This is a genomic window from Rhodococcus sp. TAF43, assembly GCF_052113525.1.
In the GTDB taxonomy this organism is placed as follows: domain Bacteria; phylum Actinomycetota; class Actinomycetes; order Mycobacteriales; family Mycobacteriaceae; genus Prescottella.
In genome coordinates, this window is sequence record NZ_JBFRDL010000003.1 from 44,762 (window position 1) to 66,798 (window position 22,037).

The following is a 22,037-nucleotide window of genomic DNA, read 5'->3' on the forward strand; positions in this document are numbered from 1 at the left end:
CGTTACCGGCGTCCGCGGGCCCGCGGCAATCGAGTTCGCGACCATCGTCGGAATCATCACAACGGGAGGTCAGCGGCTTGCCGCGGCCGCGGATCTGTGAGCTCGACGGGAGTTTCGTCCGCCGGTCGCAGTCGCGATCGGTACCGTCGGCCACCATGAGCGAACAGCGTGAACGAATGCTGCGGGGAGACCTGTACCGGGACAACGACATCGACCTGGTCGAGAGCCGCAAGTCCTGTCAACGACTCCTCGATCGGTTCAACGCGACCCTGGCGGACGACGACGCGGTGCGTCGTGACCTGTTGGACGAGCTCCTCGGGGGAGTGGGCGAGGGATCGTGGATCATGCCGCGGTTCCAGTGCGACTACGGGACCTACATCCGCATCGGATCGAACAGCTTCCTCAACTACGACGCGATTCTGATGGACTGCGCACCGATCACGATCGGCGACGACGTCTCGATCGGTCCCCGAGCGCAGCTCCTGACCGCGCTGCACCCGATGGCAGACCATGAGGCGCGTCGACAGCGTTGGGAGACCGCGGCACCCATCACGATCGGCAACAACGTCTGGATGGGAGGCGGTGTCATCGTGTGCCCCGGTGTGACGATCGGCGACAACACGGTGATCGGCGCCGGGAGTGTCGTGACCAAGGATGTGTCGGCACACGTCTTCGCCGCCGGGAACCCCTGTCGAGTCGTCCGGCCGCTGCCGTAGGGCGGACGCTAGTTCTGCAGTCGCAGATCGAGTGCGTCGAGCAACTGTGGCGGCACGGTCAGCTCCGGGGGCTCGTCGGCGACACCCTGCTGGGCCCGGAGGTTGGCGAACTCGTCGTTGAGCCGTTCCATCTTCACGTCGAGCCGGTGCGCGGTCTCGGCGGCCTCGGTGAGCTCGGCGAGCAGTTCGGCCGGCACCTCGCGGTTGAACTTGTAGTAGATCTTGTGCTCGAGGCTGGCCCAGAAATCCATCGCGATCGTGCGGATCTGAAGTTCGATCGGAACCGTCTGCACCCGGTCGCTCAGATACACCGGCACCTCGACGATGAGATGCAGGCTCTTGTAGCCGTTGGGCTTGGGGTTGGCGATGTAGTCCTCGACCTCGCGCACCTCGATGTCCGGCTGGCTCGTGATCATGTCGGCGATCCGGTAGGTGTCGGAGATGAAGCTGCACGTGATCCGCACCCCCGCGATGTCGAGGATGTTCGCGCGGACGTCGTCGAGGGTGAGCGGGCACTCGATGCGCTGCGCCTTGCGGATGATGCTCTCCGGCGTCTTGACGCGGGACGTGACGTGCTCGATGGGGTTGTATCGATTGATGTGGGTGAACTCGTCCTCGAGAACCTTGACCCTCGTCATCAGCTGAGCGATACCGAATCGGTACGACATCATGAAGCGGGAGAAATCGGTCCGTAGTTGCTCAGGGTCCACGGACACCAGTGTGCCACCGGTCGGGTGGTCAGAAGTCTGGTTGGATCCGCAGGGCGTCGATCGTGGTGGCCAGGCCGTCGTACTGCGTCACCAGCAGACAGAACTCGACGAGCCGGCGGTCGTCGAGGTGCGCGGCCAGCGCCGCCCAGGTCGGCTCGTCCAGGTTCTTGCTGGTCAGGAGCTGATCTGTGGCCGCGAGCATTGCTCGGTACCGCGGCGACCAGTCCGGGTCGGTGGGGCCGACGAGGATGCGGTCGAGGATCTGCGGGGTGATCCCGGCCTTGCGGCCGAGCCGGATGTGGTGATCCATCTCGTACCGGGACTCCCGCAGGTGTGCGACGCGCAGCACCACCAACTCGATCTCGAACCGCGACAGTTTGGTGCCGGGCAGCAGCATCAGGACACCCGAGTAGTGCAGCCAGCCGCGGAACAGCCCGCCGGTGCGGCCGAGGGTGCTGAAGAGCTTGGCGTCCTTCGTGCCGGAGCCGAGCGACAGGACTCGCCACACCGCCCAGTTGGCCGGCCCGAGTTCCCGGAACCGTCCCGGCGGTACCCGCGGTGCGGTGTTCTTGCCCGTCTTCTCGTCGTATGCGGTCACTCGGCCTCCCCGGCTCGGTCCGGTAGTTCGGTGGTCAGCCGTGCGTGCTCGGTGCGGGCCACGTCCAGGGCCTGCGCGATCCGCGGCTGGGGGCGCAGTTCGATCAATCTCTGGACGAGCATACGAAGCCGCATCGTCGTCGCCACCCAACGCGGCGCGTAGACGCGGCGGCGACGCCCGGCGATGCCGCGCTCGAACGCGTCGACCGCCACCGACAGAGGCACCACGCGGGTGAACGGACCCAGCTGTCCGACGCTGCGGGCGGCCTCGGTGCCGAACCCGATCGCCGTCATGTCGGTGTCGATCTCGGCGAGATACGCGACGCCGACCCGCATCCCGAGGTGTCGCGTCTCGATCCGCAGCGTGTTGCCGAGCGCCTCCACCGCCGCCTTCGAGGCCGCGTACGCGCCCATCATCGGCAGTTGCACGCCGGCGGCGGCGGATGCCACCAACAGGGCATACCCGCCGGGATGCGCGACGTGCGGGCCGGCGGCACGCACCGTGTTGTACGCGCCCAGCAGATTGACCTCGACGGTCCGGTCCATGACGGCGGGATCGCCGCCGAGCAGGGGGAGTTGCGCCGCGACACCGGCGTTGACGACGACGACGTCCAGTCCGCCCAGCTCGTCGACGAGCGCGGCGACGGACGCCTCCATCTGCTCGCGGTCGCGGACGTCGCAGACCCGCCACGGCGCCCCGCCGCACATGGTCGCGACCTGTTCGAGGAGTTCGGGTTCCAGGCCCAGGAGTGCGACGCGGGCGCCGCGCCCGTGCAGCCGCCGGGCCAGGGACGCCCCGATGCCGCGGGCCGCGCCGGTGATGAGCACCCGACGACCCGTCAGCTGCTCTTCCAGTCCCCGCCGCTCACCTGCACTGATCATCGTGACCGCCCAACCCCACCCTCGGTTACTGCTCGGTAGGAAAAAGCTAACATCGCCGGTCGGATCTGTTCGGCAATACGACCGGCCGTGTACCATACCGGCGTCAAGCAAGCGTTCGATCGGTGTCGGATGAGGACTGCATCCGTGCCGCGAAGAGGGGAGACGTCAGGTGGCATCGACCCGACGGGAAGAGATTCTGTTCCACGCGGCGAAGCTGTTCAGCGAGCGTGGCGTCGCGGGAACCACCGTACGGGACATCGCCGACGAGGTCGGCATCCTCTCCGGCAGCCTCTACCACTACTTCGGCTCCAAGGACGCGATCGTCTTCGAGATCGTGATCGCGTTCGTCGACGACCTCAACGAACGCTACGAAGCGGCGATGGTTCCAGGCGAGACCGGACGTGAGCGCCTCGACCACATGGTCGCGGTCTCGTTCGAGGCCGCCGCCGACCACCCGTTCGCCACGGAGATCTACCAGAACGAGAGCGCGCTGTCGTCGCAGCCGGCGGACAGTCCGATCTCCACCGCGGTGCGCCGCGCCCACAACTACTGGGCCGAGGCCATCGCGTTCGGCGTGGAGTCCGGAGAGTTCCGCACCGACATCGACCCCCGGCATTTCCATCGCATGCTCCGCGAATCCGTGTGGTCCACGGTGCGATTCAACCGCGCCTCGCTGGCGCAGGATGCCGAGCGGTTGCGCCACGACCTGATCGCGGTGTTCCTCGACGGCTTCGCCGCCGGCGGGCCCGCCGGTTCGGCGTCGGCCAAGGCCGCCCCGGGCCCGGTCCGCTCGTCGGAGGTTGCGGAGCGGGCTGCGGTGGCCTCGGCGGGGGCTGCGGGCACCGCGGCCGCCGTCGATGCGGTGGATGCGGTGGATGCGGTGAACGTCTCGGAGCTGGCCGACCTGCAGCGCGACGTCGACGAGCTCAAGGAAGCGATCCGCGAACTGCGTCTGCTGCGGGGCAACTGACCTCGGTCTCCATCAGGGGGATCTCCCCGCATTGACTTCCGAATGTGACCCGGGGCATACTTCTGCCCCGAATCGTCAATCAAGCACTTGCTTGATTGACCAAACGCTTGAAGGTCTGGCGGGCGAGACGGGAGTCGGTTGTGAGAATCGGAAGGGTCGTCGCGTTGGCGGTGGCCGCCGCAGTGGGAACGCTGGGCGTGGCGGGGTGCGCGTCCGCGGGTGAGATGTCGCCCGACGAGATCGTGATCGGCCTCGACGAGGATTCGACGGGTCCGGGTGCGTCGTACAGCACCATCGCCGGCAGCACGGTCCGGCTCACCGTCGACCTCATCAATGCCGCAGGCGGCATCAACGGCAAGCCGGTCCGGCTGGTGGTCGAGAACGACGAGTCCAGCCCCACCAAGACGCCGTCGATCATCCGCAAGCTGGTCGACCAGGGCGCGAGCGCGGTGCTCCTCGCCACCGGCTCCGGCTCGGTGATCCAGGCCAAGTCGGTGCTGCAGCAGTCCGAGATCCCGGCCATCGCGCCCGTCGTCCTGTCCGACGCGTTCGCGAACGCGCCGGACAACGGCTACGCGTTCATGATCCCGAACTCTCTCAAGCAGTACGCCGAGGTGTACTGCGGCGCGTTCGAGACGATGGGCTACAAGACGCTCGGCATCATCGGCGACGCCAGCGCCTCGATCGACGGCATCATCAAGACGCTGCGGCCCGCGCTCGAGAAGTGCGCCGACGTCACCGCCGTCGAGAAGGCGCCGGTCGACGCCGCCGACCTCACCGCACAAGCCTCGCGCGTGACCGGGACCAAGCCCGACGCGATCCTCGTCGCCAGCATCGGCGGGCACTTCGAGATCCTCGCGCACAACACGCTCGCGAAGATCTATCCGCAGGCGCAGCGCTTCTCGCTCGCGTCGATCGGCAACCAGCCCAAGTCGTGGGCGCTGGCCGACCCCGGTGCGCTCACCGGCATGGTCTACATGGGCAGCCTCAGCGAGAACAACACGCGCACAGCCGCGTTCACCGAGCAGGTGCGCAGGGTCAAGGGCGCCGACTATCAGCTCACCGCGTACGACGCACAGGCGTACGACGCCGTGATGATGCTCGAGAGCGCGTTCGAGATCGCCGGCGACCACACCGACCGCAACAAGGTGCGCGACGCACTGCAGCAGGTGTCGGGGATCCCCGCGACGTTCGGACAGGAGGGCCTGACGCTGTCGTACGGCCCCGACGACCACCTCGCGCCCGACAGCCTGTGCGGCCTGGTGCTCGTCGAGTTCGGGCCCGACAACAAGCCCGACGGGCCGTGGGCGTCCTACCAGCCTCCGTGCGGCTGACGAAGGAGACACAAGCATGACTGACGCACAACTCTGGCTCGCCGCTCTCGAGATCGGCGCGTTCTTCTCACTCATCGCCCTGGGTATGTATCTCGTGGTGGTGGGGGCGGACTTCTTCAACTTCGCGATGGGCCCGTACGCGATGGCCGCCGCCATGGCCTGCAGCTTCGTGGTGGTCGACTACGGTGTCCCGCTGTGGCTCGCGCTGCTGCTCGGCCTTGCAGTCTGCATGGCGCTGTCGGTGATCACCGAGAAGCTCGTGGTCCAGCAGGTCCAGAAGCGGTCCGGCCGAGGTGAACTGCCCGCACTGGTCGCTGTCACCGCGGTGCTGTTCGCGGTGCAGCAGCTGGCCGGCACCATCTTCGGCCGCACCCCGCTGCCGGGGCAGAAGCTCTTCGACTTCCAGGCCGTCACTGTCGCCGGCGCCACCGTCGACAGCTCGTCGATCGTGCTGATCGCCGGCACCGCGATCGTGTTCGTCGCGGTCGGTGTGTGGCTGCAGACCTCGCAGACCGGACGGCTGCTGCGCGCGGTGGGCGACAACCCGGAGGCGGCTCGCGTGCTGGGGCTGCCGGTCAACCGGGTGCGTCTGGTGGCGTTCACCGTCGCGGGCCTGATCGCTGCGATCGCCGGACTGTTGTTCGCGTCCAAGGCCGGTGTGCAGTTCACCAGCGGTCTGTCGTGGACGCTGACGGCGTTCATCGCCCTGGTGATCGGCGGTACGGGCCGCAGTTGGGCGCCGCTGATCGGCGGCATGCTGCTGGGCTTCGTCCAGGTGTTCGCGCCGTACTACTTCGGTGCCAGCGCCGCACAGACCGCGATCCTGCTGATCGCGTTGGTGTTCTTCGCCTTCCGGCCGGAGGGCATGCTCTCGAGGAAGGTGCGCGTCTGATGCTGACCGACACGTCACGGAAGTCGGAATCGGCCGCGCCGGCCCGATCCGCGCGGACCAACCGCTCACTGAAGAACATTGCCGTCGAAGTGGGCATCACCCTCGCGGTGGTCGCCGGCGTCCTGCTGTGGATGGGCCCGAGCCTGTACCGGCAGGACCTGGTGTTCCTCGCCGCGACGTACTCGCTGATCGCACTGGGCATGTACATCCCGTTCGTGATGGCCGGCTCGCTGTCGATGGCCTACAGCGCGTACGCCGCGATCGGCGCGTACGCCGTCGCGCTGATCTCGGTGAAGACCGGGCTGTCGATGTGGTGGGGCTGGGTGATCGGGTCCCTGGTGGCCGCGGTGGTCGCGGTGATCCTGGCGCTCGCGACGCAGAAGCTGTCCGGCTTCTACCTCGCCGCCGTGACGCTGCTGTTCGGAATCGCGTTCGAGCACTGGCTGATCGACGGGCCCAGCTTCACCGGCGGCTCCGCCGGCATCTCGGGTGTGGAGGCGGTCACGCTGTTCGGCTGGCAGCCGCCGCGGTACACCTTGGTGGTGCTCGCGATCCTGTTCGTCTGCGCGATCGCGGTGATCGTCGACCGACTTCGCACGTCGGTGTGGGGTCTGACGCTGCGCGCGGCGCGCGACAACAAGAACGCGGCGCGCTCGTCCGGCGTCAATCCGGCACACCTGACGGTGATCGCGCTGGCGATCGGTGCCGCCATCGCGTCGACCGGCGGCTCGCTGTTCACCGTCTCGGTGCAGGCGGTCACGCCCGAGACGTTCACGCTGAGCATCGTGTTCCTCGCGATCTTCATGCCGATCATCGGCGGTCGCAACAGCGCGTGGGGTGCCCCGCTCGGTGCGCTGATCGTGGTGATCGTGACTCTCAACATGCCCGGCTACCAGGGCAGTGGCGAGCTGCTGCTGGCGATCGCCGTGCTGCTGATCCTCGTCATCGCCCCCGGCGGCGTGATCGGTTGGGTCTCCGCTGCATTCGGTCGTCTCACCGGTTCCACGAAGTCCGGCTCGGTCGAGGAAGGAAGTGATCGCTCATGACCGGCAGCGCGCTGCTCGAGGTCTCCGGGCTCACCAAGAACTACGGCGGCGTCCGCGCCGTCGACAACGTCTCGTTCACCGTCGCGCCCGGTGAGGTCGTCGGGCTCGTCGGCCCCAACGGCGCCGGCAAGACCACGCTGGTGGACTGCATCTTCGGCACGCAGAGGGCCGACGCCGGCACCGTCACGCTGGCAGGTCGGACGCTGACCGGTGCCAGTGAGAAGCGGGCGCGGCAGGGACTGTCGCGCACCTTCCAGCACCCGCAGTTGGCCCTGGAGTTGAGCGCGGTCGAGAACATCGTGCCCGCGCTGTACGGGCGGCGGATGCGCACGCCGCTGCACTCGCTGTGGTGGGCGCTCAAGGGTCCGTTCGAGAACTGGGACGCCACCGGCGACCGTGCCCGCGCCGTTGCGCACGAATACGCGATCGACGACACCACCAGTGCGTGCGGCGAACTGAGCCTGGGCGGCCAGCGTCTGGTCGAGGTGGCACGCGCGATGGCGACCGACCCGCAGGTCCTGCTGCTCGACGAGCCGTTCGCGGGTGCAGACCACACCGGTATCGCCGCAATCGCCGGCGCGGTGCGCAAGATCCAGGCGCAGGGCCGCGGCGTGGTGCTGGTCGACCACAACGTCGATCTCATCGCCGAACTCGCGACCACCGTCGTGCTGCTGGACTTCGGCTCGGTCGCCTTCCACGGCGCACCCGCCGAATGTCTCGCGAGCGACGCGATGCGTGAGGTGTACTTCGGGGCAGGAGAGGAAAACTCATGACCACGCTCGACGTGAAGGACCTGCGGGTCCGGTACGGGTCGGCCGTCGCGGTCGACGGCGTCTCGTTCACGGCCACGCCCGGCACGGTGACCGCGATCGTCGGACCCAACGGTGCCGGCAAGTCCAGCCTGTTCGGGGCCGTCTACGGCTCGGTGCGCGGGACCGGTGAGGTGGCGGTGGACGGTCGCCGGGTCGACTCGATGTCGGCGCTGCAGCGGGTGCGGGAGGGCTTCGCGTACGTCCCGCAGGGCCGGCAGCTGTTCATGAAGATGTCGGTGCTCGAGAACCTCCAGGTGGGCGCCGACCTGCAGGGCCTGAAGAAGGACGCAATCGAGTCGGCGTTCGAGCGGTTCCCGGTGCTGCGTGAACGTGCGCGCAGCTACGCGGGTGTGCTCAGCGGCGGCGAGCAGCAGATGCTGGTGCTCGGCCGGGCACTGCTGTCGACGCCGAAGGTCCTGCTGCTCGACGAGATGATGACCGGTCTCGCTCCGAAGATCGTCGCCGAACTGCGGTCGCTCGTGGGCGATCTCGCAGCGGACGGCGTCACGGTGCTGGTCRCCGAGCCCGCGCTCGCCGCGCTCGAGTCGGTGGTGCAGCGCGGCTACGTGATGCAGCGCGGCCGGATCATCGACACCCGGTCCGATGCKGACTCGCTCGACRCCGCCTACAAGCAGTCGATGGGCCTCCTGGAAACGACGGTGGGAAAGTGAGTCCGATGGGGAACATCACCACGACACTCGACATCGCGGTCGGCGAATTCGCCACCGCTCCCGAGAAGTTCGCCGACCTCAGCGTCAGTGAGCTCGTGCGGCACTGGGCGCTCACCATCCCCGACCACCTCGCGTTCATCACACCCGACGCCCGCATCTCGTGGGCCAGCTACGACGCGACGGCCGACCGGATCGCGTCCGCGCTGGCGGCGCTGGCCGACCGTGACAGCGACGGCGAACCAGGCGCGGTCGCGCTGTACCTGCCCGACACCATGGTGTTCCACGCCGCGCTGTGCGCCGCGTACCGGACCGGCCGGATCGCCGTGGGCATCGGATCGCGTTCGGGGATCAAGGAAGTGGCGCACCTGACGACCCGCGCCGACTGCCGGGTCCTCGTCACCGCGCGCACGATGCGCGGCCAGGACATCGCCCCGCTCGTCACCGAACTGCGCGAGCGCACCGGCGGGCCCGAGTATGTCGTCTACGTCGACGATCTGGGATCGGTGGTGGTCGAGGACGCCGCCGGGCGCCCGATCGCGGTGGGCGAACGCCGGTTCGACGCCACCAGTCCGCGTTTCGGCATCCGGGACGTGTCGATGCTCAACTCCACGTCCGGCACGACCGGTCTGCCCAAGCTGGTGACGCAGACCGAACACCGCTGGATCGCGTTCTCGGAGGTGGCGGGGCGCGCCGGCAACATCACCGGCGACGACGTCTTCTTCGGGGCGGTCCCGGCGCCGTTCGGATTCGGACTGTGGACGTCGCACTTCCTGCCGACGCTGCTCGGCGCACCCAATGTGGTGCTCGAGCGGTTCAACGCGGACACCATGATCGACCTGCTCGAGCGGGAACGGGTGACCGTCTTGAACTGTGTCAGTACGCAGTTCAAGATGCTGCTGCGCTCCGACCGCGGCCGCGAGGCGGACCTGAGCGCACTGCGGGCGATGTTCACCGGCGGTGAGGCGGTGCCGTACTCGGAGGCCCTGGCGTTCGAGGAGCGCACCGGGGCGGCGGTACTGCAGTTCTACGGCTCCAACGAGACCGGCGCGGTGAGCGTCACCACCGTCGACGACGACGCCGACACCCGCCTGCGCACCTGCGGGCACCTGCTGGACAACATGCAGGTCCGGGTATTCGACGACGCCGGCGTCGAGGTGCTGGGCGACGAGCGACGCGGCCAGCCCGGCGTGAACGGTCCGCTCATGTGCCACGGCTACTGGGACGACGACGCGGCCAACACCGAGCTGTACACCGACGACGGCTGGATGCTGCTGGGCGACATCGTCGAGATCGATGCCACCAGACGGGTCCGGGTCGTGGGTCGCAAGGCGGACATCATCATCCGCGGCGGCAAGAACATCTCGGCGGTCGAGGTCGAGGAGTTCGTGCGCGCCCACCCGGCGATCGTGATGGTGGCCGTGGTCGGTGTGCACGACGCGCTGTTCGGCGAGAAGGTGTGTGCCGTGGTGGTCACCGCCGACGGCAGCGCGCTCGCCGCGACCGAGCTGTCGTCCTGGCTCGCCGAGCAGGGCGTGACCCGCGAGTACATCCCCGAGCACGTCGTCACCGTCGACCATCTCCCCTTGGCGCCCGGCGGAAAGGTCGCCAAGGGGGAGGTCAAGGTGCTGGCCGAGGAGCAGCTCAGCCGATGACGGCCAGCGGTGTCCCGGGCGCCACCTTGGCGCCCGGCACCGTGAGCACCTGCAGGACGGTGCCCGACCCGGGGCAGGGGACCGGCATCTCCAGCTTCATCGCTTCGAGGATCACCGCCGGCTGACCGGCCGAGACCTGCTGTCCGGGTGACAGTTCCACCCGCCACACGTTGCCGACCATCGGCGCCTCCACCACCACCGCACCCGGTGGGACGTCGACGGTGGCCGGTTCCGGCTCGGGCGCCGGCGCGGTCTCGGTCCGGTCGAACTCGCCGGCCGCGTGCCACGCACGCTTCTCCGTCTCGAAGGCCGCGCTCTGCCGCGCCTCGAACTGCGCGATCGAGTCGGCGTTCGCCTCCAGGAATCGCAGATGGTCGGCGAGCGCGAACGTGCCCTCGCTGATGTCGGCGTCGAACCGGCCCGCTCGCGACTCGGCCCGGGCCTCCGTGAGCTGTTCGGATGTGACCGGCTCCCACACGATCCGGTCGAAGAACCGGAACAGCCACGGCTTGCCCGCCTCGAACGGAGCGTGCTGCCGGTAGCCCGACCAGATCGGGACGGTCCGCCCGATGAGCTGATAGCCGCCGGGCGACTCCATGCCGTACACGCACAGATACTTGCCGCCGATGCCCACCGCGTCCGACGGCGTCCACGTGCGGGCCGGGTTGTACTTGGTGGTCACCAGGCGGCGCCGTGGATCGAGCGGGACCGCCAGCGGAGCACCGAGATACACGTCGCCGAGGCCGAGCACCAGGTACTCGGCGTCGAACACGGCGTCGCGCACGGCGTCGACGCTGTCGAGTCCGTTGATCCGCCGGATGAACTCGGTGTTCGACGGCAACCACGGAGCGCTCTCACGCACTCCGCTGCGGTAGCGGTCGAGGGCCTCGGCGATGGACGGGTCGTCGAACGACAACGGCAGTCGCACCGTCCTGCTCGGGACCACCAGGTCGTGCGTCGCGGGCAGTTGCTCCTCGAGTTCCCGGAGCAGCCCGAGGACCCGGTACTGCGGCAGCACATCGGGATCGAAGTGCAGGTGCAGCGACCGCACGCCCGGGGTGACGTCGATCAGGCCCGACACCTTCAGCTGCGCCAGCGCCTCCGACAGCGCGTGCACCCGCATCCGCAGGCCCAGGTCGAGCGCCATCGGTCCGTACTCGACGAGGATGTTGTCGTCGCCGCCCCGCAGATACGCCACGGCGGGGCGGTCCTCGCCCTCCGGCGTGCGACCGAGGACGCCGCCGTCGCCGCGTGAGATGCGCACGGCGGGAACATCATTCGACCGATCCGCATCCGATCGCCGCAGCGCATCGGCGGCCTCGTCGGGTACCGGCACGAAGCGCACCGCGTCGCCCGGCCGGATCTGGCCCATCTTCCAGCGGTGCGCGCTCACCACGGTGAGCGGGCACGCGAACCCGCCGAGACTGGGTCCGTCCGGGCCCAGCAGGATCGGGGTGTCGCCCGAGACGTTGAGGGCGCCGACGCTGTACGGGTTGTCATGCAGGTTCGACGGGTGCAGCCCGGCCTCGCCGCCGTCGGGGCGCGACCACGTGGGCTTGGGGCCGTCGAGACGGATACCGGTGCGGTTCGCGTGACTCGCGACGGTCCAGGTGGTCCCGTAGAACTGGGTCATGTCCGCGTCGGTGAAGTACGACGGCGACGGCTGCGGCCCCTCGGTGACCGCGAGGTGCCACATGTGGGTGAACTCGGGGCGGGAGTCGGACGGTACCGGTGCCGGGTCGGCGAGGACATCGGTGGCATCGAGGATGCCCAGCACGTCCCCGGTCGCGACGGCCTTGCCGGTGATGCCGCCGAAGCCGCCGAGCGTGAACGTCGAGGCGCTGCCGTGGAACAGCGGGGCGTCCAGGCCACCGCGCACCGCGAGGTAGGTGCGCAGGCCGGTGTCCGCGGGCGAGCCGATGTCGAGGGTCGCGCCCGCCGTGATCGTCACGGGCTCCCACATCGGCACGGCAAGCCCGTCGACGGTCACCGGGACGTCGGCGCCGGTGACACACACCGTCGCCGGAGCGGAGAACACCAGACGCGGACCCCGCAGCGTGCACTCGAGGCCCGGCGCGCCGACCGGATTGCCGACCGCGGTGTTGGCGAGCCGAAGCGACAGGTCGTCCATCGGACCCGACGGCGGAATACCGACCTCCCACAGGCCGATCCGGCCCGGCAGGTCCTGCACCGTGGTCATCGTCCCGGCGCGCAGCACGTCGATGCGCGGCCCGGTCGACGGCAGGTCCGCGAGGGATGCGGTGGTGTACTCGGTGACCGGCCCCGCACAGACGTGGCGCAGTTGCGGCAGATTGGTCTGCACGCCGTACAGATGGGTCTCGGTCAACGCGGCGCCCAGGTTCGCGAAGGCGTCCTCGCGGGTGGCTCCCCGGGTGACGATCTTCGCGATCATCGGGTCGTAGTGCGCGCTCACCTCGGTGCCGGTGTCGACCCACGTCTCGATCCGCGCGGCGGCGGGGAACCGGACGGCGGTGAGCGTGCCGGCGCTCGGGCGGTAGTCGTGACCGGGATCCTCCGCGTACACGCGGGCCTCGACGGCGTGCCCGGTGACTGCGGGGCCCGAGTCGGGCAGGCCGTCGAGCATCCGGGTGTCGCCGGCCGCCAGCCGCAGCATCCACTCCACCAGGTCGATGCCGGTGACCTCCTCGGTGACCGGGTGTTCCACCTGTAGACGGGTGTTCATCTCCAGGAACGATGCCTCGCCGCGGTCCACGTCGTACACGAACTCGACGGTGCCCGCGGACCGGTAGTGCACCGACGACGCGAGCTCGCGCGACGAGCGCAGCAGGTGGTCCACCACGGGATCGGGCAGGCCCGACGCCGGCGCCTCCTCGACCACCTTCTGGTGGCGTCGCTGCAGCGAGCAGTCGCGGGTGCCGAGGCTCAGCGTGCGGCCGCCGCCGTCGCCGAACACCTGGACCTCGACGTGCCGGGCACGGGCGACGAAGCGCTCCAGGAACACTCCCGACGACGAGAAGTTCGCCGCGGCCAGGCGCTGCACCGTCTCGTACGCCCCGCGGAGTGCGGCCGGGGTGAAACACGCCTGCATTCCGATGCCGCCGCCCCCGCCGACGGCCTTGAGCATCACCGGGTATCCGATGCGGTCGGCCTCGGCCAGTGCGTCGTCCATCGTCGCGAGCAGTCCACTGCCCGGCACCAGGGGGACGCCCACGGCCCGCGCCGCCTCCCGAGCGGTGTGCTTGTTGCCGAACACCCGCAACTGCTCCGGGGTGGGGCCGACGAAYGCGATTCCGGCCTGTTCGGCGGCGGCCGCGAATTCGGCGTTCTCCGAGAGGAACCCGTAGCCGGGGTGGATGGCGCCGGCGCCGCTCGCGAGCGCGGCGTCGATCACCAGATCGGTGCGCAGGTAGGACTCCGCGGCGGGTGCTGGGCCGAGTCGGACGGCGGCGTCGGCCATCTCGACGTGCATCGCGGACGCATCGGCGTCGGAGTACACGGCCACGGTCTTGAGGCCGAGCGTGCGTGCGGATCGCATGATGCGGCACGCGATCTCGCCGCGGTTGGCGACGAGAAGGGTGTCGAAGCCGTGGGACACGGGAGGGCTCCTTCGATCGGTTCGGGAGAGTGGCTCCGGGTGGGCTCGTCAGATAGCCATGGCGGTGCGCACGACGGATTCGGCGCCGGCACCGCCGACGCCGGTGGAGGTGATGCGGCCGGACTCGAGGATGTAGTAGCGCTCGGCGGACTGCAGCGCGAACCCGATGTGCTGCTCCACCAGCAGGACTCCGAGGTTGCCCCGCCGGGTGAGTTCGACGATCGCGGCCTCGATCTCGGCGACCACCGACGGCTGGATGCCCTCGGTCGGCTCGTCGAGCACCAGCACCCGCGGCTCGGTGATGAGGGACCGGGCGATCGCGAGCTGCTGTCGCTGGCCGCCGGACAGCAGCCCGGCCCGGCGGCCCAGGAGCGATTCGAGCGCCGGGAACAGCGCGAGCTGCTCGTCGATCAGGGCCTTGCCCCGTTTGCGGCCGTCCGCCACCACCTGCAGGTTCTCCGCGCACGTGAGCTGTCCGAACGACTGCTGGCCCTGCGGGACGTAGGCGAGCCCGCGCGCCACCCGGGCGCTCGGACGCAGCCTCGTGATGTCCTCGCCGTCCAGCAGGACCTTGCCCGACGCGATCTTCGCGAGCCCGACGGCGGCCCGCAGCAGCGTCGTCTTGCCGGCGCCGTTGTGCCCCATCACGGCGGCCACGCCGTCGGCGGGCACCGACACCGAGGCGCCGTGGACGATCTCGGTGCGGCCGTACCCGGTGTGGATATCGATGAGCTCCAGCATGATCAGGCCTCCTCGAGGACTCTCGCGGCAGCGGACGCGGTTTGGGCTGCGGCAGCGGTGGTACCCAGGTACACCTGCTGCACCATGGGATCGGCCTGGATCTCCTCGACGCTGCCGTCGGCGATCACCTTGCCTCGGGCCAGCACCGTTACCGATGTCGCGAACGCCCGCATGAAGTCCATGTCGTGCTCGACGACCACGACGGTCCGTTCACCGCCGATGCGGCGCAGCAGATTTCCGGTCTCCTCACGCTCGTCGTGGCTCATTCCGGCGACCGGTTCGTCGAGCAGCAGCACGTCGGCGTCCTGCACCAGCAGCATGCCGATCTCGAGCCACTGCTTCTGGCCGTGCGCGAGGATCCCGGCCTTGCGGTAACGCAGCTGGGTCAGGCCGATCGTCTCGAGAGCCTCCTCGATCTGCGGCAGGACGGACTTGCGGCGGCGCAGCAGCGTCAGCGCCGAACGTCCGGCCCCGGCGGCGATGTCGAGGTTCTGCAGCACCGTGAGTTCCTCGAACACCGATGCCGTCTGGAAGGTTCGGCCCACTCCCAGCCGTGCGATCTTGTGCACCTTCTGCCCGAGCAACTCGACGCCGGACTTGGTGACCGAACCGGAGGCCGGGACCAGCCCGGTGACGGCGTCGACCAGGGTGGTCTTGCCAGCACCGTTGGGGCCGATGAGGAAGCGCAGATCACCCTGCAGGAGGGTGAGATCCACGCCGTCGACGGCGGTGAACCCGTCGAACGTGACCCGCAGGTCGCGGATCTCGAGGTACTGGCTGGACATTCCGGCGTTGCCGCCGAGTGCCGGCTGGTGGCGGGTGAGGTTCATCGCGCGGCCTCCATCTCGCGGGCGGGTTCGGATTCGGGGTCCGGTAGCGGTGTGGTGACGAGGGTGCGGCGCCGCAGCAACGTCGCGACACCGGCGATCCCGGCGGGGAAGAAGCCGATCACGACGATGAACAGCAGGCCCTGCGCATACGTCCATGCCGACGGGAAGTTCTCGGACAGCGTCGTCTGGGCCCACGCGACGCCGATCGCGCCGAGCACCGGGCCGAGCAGCGTGGTGCGACCGCCGATCGCGACGCCGATGAGGAACGCGATCGAAGGCACGATGCCGACATCGGCGGGGGAGATGATGCCGACGATCGGCACGAACAGCGCGCCCGCGATACCTGCGAAGAACGCGGCGACCGTGTACGCGACGACCTTGATGTTGGCGGGGTCGTAGCCCAGGAACCGGACCCGCTCCTCCTGGTCGCGGACGGCGACCAGCAGTTCGCCGTAGCGCGAGTTCATCAGCTGCCTGGTGAGGGCGACCACCACCAGGAGCGCGGCGGCCGCGATGAAGAACAGCATCCGCTTGTTCGCCGGATCGGCCAGATTGAAGCCGAAGAACGTGCGGAAACGGTTGAGTCCGTTGGAACCGCCGATCGACTGCTGTCCGATCAGCAGGATCGCGAACGCCGCCGCGAGGGCCTGCGACAGGATCGCGAAGTACGCGCCCTTGACCCGGCGCTTGAACACCCCGATCCCCAGCAGGAACGCGACCAGGGCGGGGACGACGAGGATCGCGGCGATGGTGGTGAGCGGCGACGTGAACGGCAGCCAGTAGCCGGGCAGTTCGCGGATGCCCGCGATCTGCATGAAGTCCGGTACCGCATCGCCGCGCAGTTCGGCGTCGGCGATCTTGAGATGCATCGCCATGATGTACGCGCCGAGGCCGAAGAACACGCCCTGGCCCAGGGTGAGCATTCCGCCACGGCCCCAGGCCAATCCGATTCCGACCGCGACGATCGCGAAGCACAGGAACTTGGCCAGCAGGTTGAGCCTGAAGTCGGAGAGCAGGGCCGGTGCGACGGCGAACAGTGCCACCGCCGCGACGGCGAACCCTACCAAGGCCCGATAACGACTGAGCACGGTCATACGAGGCTCCTAGTCTTGGCCACGAACAGCCCCTGCGGGCGGACCTGCAGGAAGATGACGATGAGCACGAACACGATCACCTTCGCGATCGACGCGGTGGTGGAGTATTCGATGAACGAGTTGAGGATGCCCAGCGCGAACGCCGCGACCACCGCGCCCGCGATCCGGCCGAGCCCGCCGATCACGACCACGAGGAACGCGTCGATCAGGTACGACTGGCCGATGGTCGGGCTCGTGGAGCCGATGAGCGTCAACGCCACACCGGCGACGCCGGCCAGGCCGGAGCCGATGAAGAAGGTCTTGACATCGGTTCGGCGTGAGGAGATTCCGCTGGTCTCCGCGAGGTCGCGGTTCTGGACCACCGCGCGGATCCGCCGCCCCATCGACGTCTTCGCCAACGCGAACGACAGGACCGCGACCGCGACGATCGCGAGGACCAGGATGAAGATGCGGGTCTTGGGTACCACCGCCCCGAGGATCTCGACGCCACCGGACAGCCACGACGGCGCCACCACATTGACGGCGGGGGCGCCGAAGATGTCCCGCGCCAGTTGCTGCAACACCAGCCCGACGCCGAACGTCACCAGCAGCGTGTCCAGTGGACGGTGGTACATCCGCCGGATCAGCGTGGCCTCGAGCAGGACACCCATCAGGCCGCCCACCACGAAGCCGACCACCAGCGAGATCAGCAGTGAGGCTCCGGCGCTCGAAATGACCTGCTGCACCACGTAAGCGGTGTAGGAGCCGGCCATGATGAACTCGCCGTGGGCCATATTGATCACGCCCATCTGGCCGAACGTCAGCGACAGCCCCAATGCCGCCAGTAGCAGGATCGACCCGATACTCAGGCCGGTGAACAGCTGCCCGATAACGACATCCATCGGTGCCCGCCCTCCCTCGTCGTCGTTGTACGTTGCGAGCTAGCTACCGGCGCCGGACAGGCTCTTCGCCCAGTCGTAGTTCGCGAGGTACGGGTCGGGCTGGATCGGGCCGTCGGACTCCCAGACGGTGTAGATCAGACCGTCGTCGCGGATCTCGCCGATGCGGGCGGTCTTGGTGATGTGGTGGTTGTCGCCGTCGATGGTGACGAGACCCTCGGGCGCCTGGAAGGTGACGCCGTCAGCGGCGGCCTGGACGTCGGCCACACCGAACGAATTCGCCTTCTCCACGGTGTTCTTCCACAGGTACACCGACGTGTAGGCCGCCTCCATCGGATCGGACGTCGGCTTGTTCGCGCCGTACTTGGCCTTGTAGGCGTCGACGAACTTCTTGTTCTCCGGCGAGTCCACCGTCTGGTAGTAGTTCCACGCCGTCAGCTGGCCCTCGACGTTCGCGGCGCCGATGCCGCCCACTTCCTCCTCGGCGATGGACACCGAGACCACCGGCATGTCAGCGGCTTTCAGGCCCACATTGGAGTACTCGCGGAAGAACGCGACGTTGGAGTCGCCGTTGAGGGTGTTGAACACGGCGTCGGCGTTCGCGGTGCGGACCTTGTTGACGATGGTGGAGAAGTCGGTGGAGCCGAGCGGGGTGTAGTCCTCGCCCTTGATCTCGATGCCGTTGGCCGCGGCGTAGGCCTTGATGATGCGATTCGCGGTCTGCGGGAACACGTAGTCGCTGCCCACGAGGTAGAGGGACTTGACGCCCTTCTCCTTCAGGTAGTCCAGCGCCGGCACGATCTGCTGGTTGGTGGTGGCGCCGGTGTAGAAGATGTTGGGGGAGTCCTCGAGGCCCTCGTACTGGACGGGGTAGTAGAGCAGCGCGTTGTTGTCCTCGAACACCGGCAGCATCGCCTTGCGGCTCGACGACGTCCAACCGCCGAAAACCGCTGCGACACAGTCGCTGCTGATGAGCTTCTCGGCCTTCTCGGCGAACACGGTCGGCTCCGACGCGCCGTCCTCGGCGACGATCTGGATCTTCTTGCCCAGTACGCCGCCGGCGTTGTTGATCTCCTCCACGGCGAGGGCGATCGAGTCTCGGACGGTGACCTCGCTGATCGCCATGGTGCCCGACAGTGAATTCAGCGACCCGACCTTGACCGTGTTGCCGGAGGTGTCCACGCAGGAGGCCGCGGAGGTGCTGCCGCCGGCGGAGGTGTCCGACGCCTTGCTGCCACAGCCGGTCAGAACCAGACCGAACGCCGCCAGCGCAGCGGGGGCGGCGAGGGTGCGCTTGGAGAACGTAGGCATGAACGAGCCTTTCCGTCGATGATGTGACGCCGAGCTGTCCCGAAGAGGTGCGAATACAACGCTGTATCCGTGATCGCACACGGTATGCGGAAGTTATTGCGCCGGAATGTCTGTCGGTGACGAGTTCGTGTCGGTTGTTACACCCGCATGAACAGCTGCTCACGCGGCCTGACGGAAGCGGCCGTGCTGCCGGAAGTGCGCTGGTAGATCAGCGAATCGTGTACGGCGACACCGAGCTACGGTGCTCGTTGATGTCGAGATCCTTGCCGAGCGGAGGGAACGCCCGCTGCGGACAGTTCATCCGCTCGCACACGCGGCAGCCCGCGCCGATCGGTGTCGCGGTTTCGCCACCGAGGTCGAGGCCGTCCGCGTAGACGACGCGCGGCGCGTGCCGCAGTTCGCAGCCGAGGCCGATCGCGAACGTCTTGCCCGGCTGGCCGTAGCGCGACGCGCGACGCTCCACCGTGCGTGCCACCCACAGGTAGTTGCGGCCGTCGGGCATCTGCGCGATCTGCGTCATGATCTTGCCGGGATACGCGAAGGTCTCGTACACGTTCCACAGCGGGCACGTGCCGCCACTGGAGGAGAAGTGGAAACCGGTGGCGGACTGGCGCTTCGACATGTTGCCGGCGCGATCCACCCGGACGAACGACCAGGGCACCCCACGCTGCTTGGGCCGCTGCAGCGTCGACAGGCGGTGGCAGATCGTCTCGTAGCTGATCGCGTAGAACGCCGACAGTCGCTCGATGTCGTAGCGGAAGTCCTCCGCGATCTCGTGGAACTGGCCGTACGGCAGTACCGTCGCGGCCGCGAAGTAGTTCGCCAGGCCCAGCATCGCGAGCGAGCGGGCCTCGTCGGAGGTGAAGTTGCCCTCGTCCACCAGCTTGCGCAGCAGGTCGCCGCACTCGAGATACGCGAGTTCGGTCGCGAACTTGAACACCTGCTGCCCGCCCGACAGGGCGGGGGAGATCTCGAGCAGCCGGGTCTCGGGGTCGTACCGGTGCAGCACGTTCTCGCCGAGATCGATGCGGCGCACGATCTGGACGTCGTGGATGTTCTCGAGCCGGCGGGCGATGCCCTCGGCGATGTCGCCGCGGTGGAACCGCATCCGGGCGGTCAGCTCCTCGGCCGCGGTGTCGAGGTCGTGGATGTAGTTCTGCCGTTGGTAGAAGTAGTCGCGCACCTCCTCGTGCGGCATCGTGATCGAGCCGCTGCCGCTACCGTCGCTGTACCGGTCCTCGGTCGCCGCGGCCAGCTGCGCGGTGGTGTTGCGGTATCGGCGGTGCATGTTGACCATCGCCTTCGCCAGGCCCGGGTGCGACGAGACCATCTCCGCGATCTCCTGCGCGTCCGCGTCGATGCCCATGTCGTCATCGAGCGCCACCTCCCGCAGCTCGGCGATCAGACGGGTGTCGTCCTGCGACGAGAAGAACGTGGTGTCGACCCCGAACACCTCACTGATCCGCAGCAGCACCGGCACCGTCAGCGGGCGGACGTCGTGCTCGATCTGGTTGAGGTAGCTGGCCGAGATGTCCAGGGTCTTCGCGAGCGCGGCTTGGCTGAGCCCGCGCTCGGTCCGGAGCTGTCGCAGACGGGCGCCGACGAAGGTCTTGGACATGACGCCAGGGTACGAGCGTGCTGCTAATCGTGCAAAGGTTCGTCTTAACACATGTCCGGATCGGGCGTTTCCGCCAGTCGAGCCGCACGTGCCCGCAGGTATTCCTGCTCGGGGATGCTGGTGGTCTTGCGGGCGGCGGACCGATAGTGGACCGCGGCCCCGACGGTGTCACCCAGACGTTCCAGCAGGTGGGCGCGGACCGCGTCGGGTCGGTGCGAACGCGCGAGGCGGGCGTCGTCGGCGAGAGTGTCGAGCACGCGCAGGCCCGCTTCGGGTCCACGGACCATCGCGGTGGCAACCGCCCGATTGAGGGTTGTCGCCGGGTTGTCCGTCATCGACTCGAGCAGCACGTACAGGCCGAGGATCTGCTTCCAGTCGGTGTCCTCCGCCGTGGGTGCCTCGTCGTGCAACGCGGCGATGGCGGCCTGCAGTTGGTAGGGACCGACAGCGGTCTGCGACATCGCGGTCGTGACGATCGAGACGCCCTCGTCCACGAGTTCGCGGTCCCACCGGGATCGGTCCTGTTCGGCCATCGGGATCAGGCGACCGTTGCCACCGGTGCGTGCTGCCCGGCGTGCGTCGGTGAGCAGCATCAGCGCGAGCAACCCGGACACCTCACCGTCGTCGGGTAACACACGATGCACGACGCGCGTGAGCCGGATCGCCTCGCTCGACAGCTCGACTCGCTGCAGATTCGGGCCCGAGGTACTGGTGTAGCCCTCGTTGAAGATCAGATAGAGCACGTGCAGGACGGTGCCGAGACGCGTGGTTCGCTCGTGGTCCTCGGGCATCGCGAACGGCGTACCGGAGCGCTTGATCTGTGTCTTGGCCCGACTGATCCGTTGGCCGACGGTGGATTCCGGAGTGAGGAGCGCCGCAGCGATCTCGGCAGTGGTCAGACCGCCCACCGCCCGCAGCGTGAGCGCGATCTGCGACATGGTGCTCAGCGCGGGGTGACAACACATGAACAGCACCGTCAGCGAGTCGTCCTCGCCGGCCGATGGGCCGACGTCGGCCGGTGGCGCGAGCACGTCCTGTGCCGTCGTCTGCAGTGCCGCGGTCTCCTCCCGTCGCCGACGTGCCTGGTCGCTGCGGAGCTGGTCGATCATCCGCCGCGAGGCGACCCGGATCAACCAGGGGCGGGGATCGGTGGGTATGCCCTCGCTCGGCCACTGCAGCGCTGCGGCGAGCAACGACTCCTGCACCGCGTCCTCCGCGACGTCGAAGCGGCCGTAGCGGCGTACCAGCGCGCCGAGCACCTGCGGCGCGAGGTCACGCAGCAGGTGCTCGATGCGCGGATCGGCCATCCGGGTTCTCAGATCTCGGCCGGGTCGCCCTCCATGACCGGTCGCAGTTCGACCGTGTCACCGATGGCGTCCACGATGTGGGCCGTGATGGCGAGTGCGCGGTCGTGCGACTCACACTCGATGATCGAGAAGCTCGCCAGCACCTCCTTGGACTCGGCGTACGGTCCGTCGGAGGCGACCGGAGTCCCGTTCACCCTGCGCACCGTCTTGGTCAGCGAAGGGTCCGAAAGGCCCTGCGTCATAACCAGTTCGCCAGTCTCGGTGAGTTCCCTCTCGAGGTTCTCGTAGAACGCGCACATCTCCTGGAACTCGGTGCTCGTGACGTCCACGGATTCCCAGTCGGCCTGGTTGGTGTAGGCCAGAAGCATGTACTTCACAATCGGCTCCCCTCCGTCGAAG

20 protein-coding genes are annotated in these 22,037 nt (G+C 68.4%); 8 read left to right on the top strand and 12 right to left on the bottom strand.

Annotated features, from left to right (window positions below; genetic code table 11):
- Positions 1–155: 155 nt before the first annotated feature.
- The gene (locus AB4Z09_RS02715) at positions 156–716 is read left to right on the top strand and encodes a sugar O-acetyltransferase (protein WP_442239134.1); all 561 of its coding nucleotides are present in this window, start codon (positions 156–158) and stop codon (positions 714–716) included.
- An 8-nt stretch (positions 717–724) separates the two neighbouring features.
- Here AB4Z09_RS02715 and AB4Z09_RS02720 read toward each other — a convergent pair whose 3' ends face one another.
- From AB4Z09_RS02720 to AB4Z09_RS02730, 3 genes are read right to left on the bottom strand one after another with little or no spacing between them, the layout of a single operon-like run.
- Positions 725–1,426: a GTP pyrophosphokinase gene (locus tag AB4Z09_RS02720; protein ID WP_114718953.1), complete on the bottom strand. Its 702-nt coding sequence runs from the start codon at positions 1,424–1,426 to the stop codon at positions 725–727.
- A 28-nt stretch (positions 1,427–1,454) separates the two neighbouring features.
- Positions 1,455–2,024 carry a carboxymuconolactone decarboxylase family protein gene (locus AB4Z09_RS02725; protein ID WP_174912747.1) on the bottom strand — a complete coding sequence of 190 codons (570 nt, stop codon included), beginning with the start codon at positions 2,022–2,024 and terminating at the stop codon, positions 1,455–1,457.
- Positions 2,021–2,905, bottom strand: a complete 885-nt coding sequence (locus AB4Z09_RS02730) for an SDR family NAD(P)-dependent oxidoreductase (protein ID WP_114718628.1) — start codon at positions 2,903–2,905, stop codon at positions 2,021–2,023. The genes AB4Z09_RS02725 and AB4Z09_RS02730 overlap by 4 nt, the downstream gene beginning before the upstream one ends.
- Before the next feature lie 169 nt (positions 2,906–3,074).
- On the opposite strand from AB4Z09_RS02730, the gene AB4Z09_RS02735 reads away from it, so the two are divergent.
- From AB4Z09_RS02735 to AB4Z09_RS02765, 7 genes are all read left to right on the top strand, one after another.
- Entirely contained in the window at positions 3,075–3,875 is an 801-nt protein-coding gene (locus AB4Z09_RS02735; protein WP_114718629.1) for a TetR/AcrR family transcriptional regulator, read from the top strand.
- A gap of 140 nt (positions 3,876–4,015) precedes the next feature.
- A complete protein-coding gene (locus tag AB4Z09_RS02740) occupies positions 4,016–5,209 on the top strand; it encodes an ABC transporter substrate-binding protein (RefSeq protein ID WP_174912741.1) in 1,194 nt (397 codons plus the stop codon).
- A 16-nt stretch (positions 5,210–5,225) separates the two neighbouring features.
- Complete coding sequence (locus tag AB4Z09_RS02745) at positions 5,226–6,101, top strand: branched-chain amino acid ABC transporter permease (RefSeq protein ID WP_442239135.1); 876 nt, start codon at positions 5,226–5,228, stop codon at positions 6,099–6,101.
- Positions 6,101–7,147: a branched-chain amino acid ABC transporter permease gene (locus AB4Z09_RS02750; protein WP_442239136.1), complete on the top strand. Its 1,047-nt coding sequence runs from the start codon at positions 6,101–6,103 to the stop codon at positions 7,145–7,147. The genes AB4Z09_RS02745 and AB4Z09_RS02750 overlap by 1 nt, the downstream gene beginning before the upstream one ends.
- Positions 7,144–7,920, top strand: a complete 777-nt coding sequence (locus tag AB4Z09_RS02755; protein ID WP_174912733.1) for an ABC transporter ATP-binding protein — start codon at positions 7,144–7,146, stop codon at positions 7,918–7,920. The genes AB4Z09_RS02750 and AB4Z09_RS02755 overlap by 4 nt, the downstream gene beginning before the upstream one ends.
- Positions 7,917–8,630, top strand: a complete 714-nt coding sequence (locus AB4Z09_RS02760) for an ABC transporter ATP-binding protein (RefSeq protein WP_442239137.1) — start codon at positions 7,917–7,919, stop codon at positions 8,628–8,630. The genes AB4Z09_RS02755 and AB4Z09_RS02760 overlap by 4 nt, the downstream gene beginning before the upstream one ends.
- Positions 8,631–8,635: 5 nt before the next feature.
- Positions 8,636–10,282: a class I adenylate-forming enzyme family protein gene (locus AB4Z09_RS02765; RefSeq protein ID WP_174912727.1), complete on the top strand. Its 1,647-nt coding sequence runs from the start codon at positions 8,636–8,638 to the stop codon at positions 10,280–10,282.
- On the opposite strand, the gene uca is transcribed toward AB4Z09_RS02765, so the two are convergent.
- From uca to AB4Z09_RS02810, 9 genes are all read right to left on the bottom strand, one after another.
- Positions 10,272–13,859, bottom strand: a complete 3,588-nt coding sequence (gene uca / locus AB4Z09_RS02770; RefSeq protein ID WP_442239138.1) for an urea carboxylase — start codon at positions 13,857–13,859, stop codon at positions 10,272–10,274. The two genes, AB4Z09_RS02765 and uca, sit on opposite strands and share 11 nt — an antisense overlap.
- 48 nt (positions 13,860–13,907) lie before the next feature.
- Positions 13,908–14,600: an urea ABC transporter ATP-binding subunit UrtE gene (urtE, locus tag AB4Z09_RS02775; RefSeq protein WP_174912721.1), complete on the bottom strand. Its 693-nt coding sequence runs from the start codon at positions 14,598–14,600 to the stop codon at positions 13,908–13,910.
- A 2-nt stretch (positions 14,601–14,602) separates the two neighbouring features.
- Positions 14,603–15,430 carry an urea ABC transporter ATP-binding protein UrtD gene (urtD, locus tag AB4Z09_RS02780; RefSeq protein WP_174912718.1) on the bottom strand — a complete coding sequence of 276 codons (828 nt, stop codon included), beginning with the start codon at positions 15,428–15,430 and terminating at the stop codon, positions 14,603–14,605.
- Positions 15,427–16,524 (bottom strand): urea ABC transporter permease subunit UrtC, encoded by a 1,098-nt coding sequence (gene urtC, locus AB4Z09_RS02785; protein ID WP_174912716.1) that lies wholly within the window; start codon positions 16,522–16,524, stop codon positions 15,427–15,429. The genes urtD and urtC overlap by 4 nt, the downstream gene beginning before the upstream one ends.
- Positions 16,521–17,405 (bottom strand): urea ABC transporter permease subunit UrtB, encoded by an 885-nt coding sequence (urtB, locus tag AB4Z09_RS02790; RefSeq protein ID WP_442239139.1) that lies wholly within the window; start codon positions 17,403–17,405, stop codon positions 16,521–16,523. The genes urtC and urtB overlap by 4 nt, the downstream gene beginning before the upstream one ends.
- Positions 17,406–17,444: 39 nt before the next feature.
- A complete protein-coding gene (gene urtA / locus AB4Z09_RS02795; RefSeq protein WP_174912710.1) occupies positions 17,445–18,713 on the bottom strand; it encodes an urea ABC transporter substrate-binding protein in 1,269 nt (422 codons plus the stop codon).
- Between the two features lie 208 nt (positions 18,714–18,921).
- Positions 18,922–20,331, bottom strand: coding sequence for an acetate metabolism transcriptional regulator RamB (ramB, locus tag AB4Z09_RS02800; protein ID WP_114718641.1), 1,410 nt, complete (start codon positions 20,329–20,331; stop codon positions 18,922–18,924).
- A 44-nt stretch (positions 20,332–20,375) separates the two neighbouring features.
- Complete coding sequence (locus AB4Z09_RS02805) at positions 20,376–21,638, bottom strand: RNA polymerase sigma factor (RefSeq protein ID WP_174912708.1); 1,263 nt, start codon at positions 21,636–21,638, stop codon at positions 20,376–20,378.
- A gap of 8 nt (positions 21,639–21,646) precedes the next feature.
- On the bottom strand, positions 21,647–22,006 hold the full coding sequence (locus tag AB4Z09_RS02810) for a YciI family protein (RefSeq protein ID WP_254623039.1): 360 nt from the start codon (positions 22,004–22,006) through the stop codon (positions 21,647–21,649).
- Positions 22,007–22,037 lie beyond the last annotated feature (31 nt).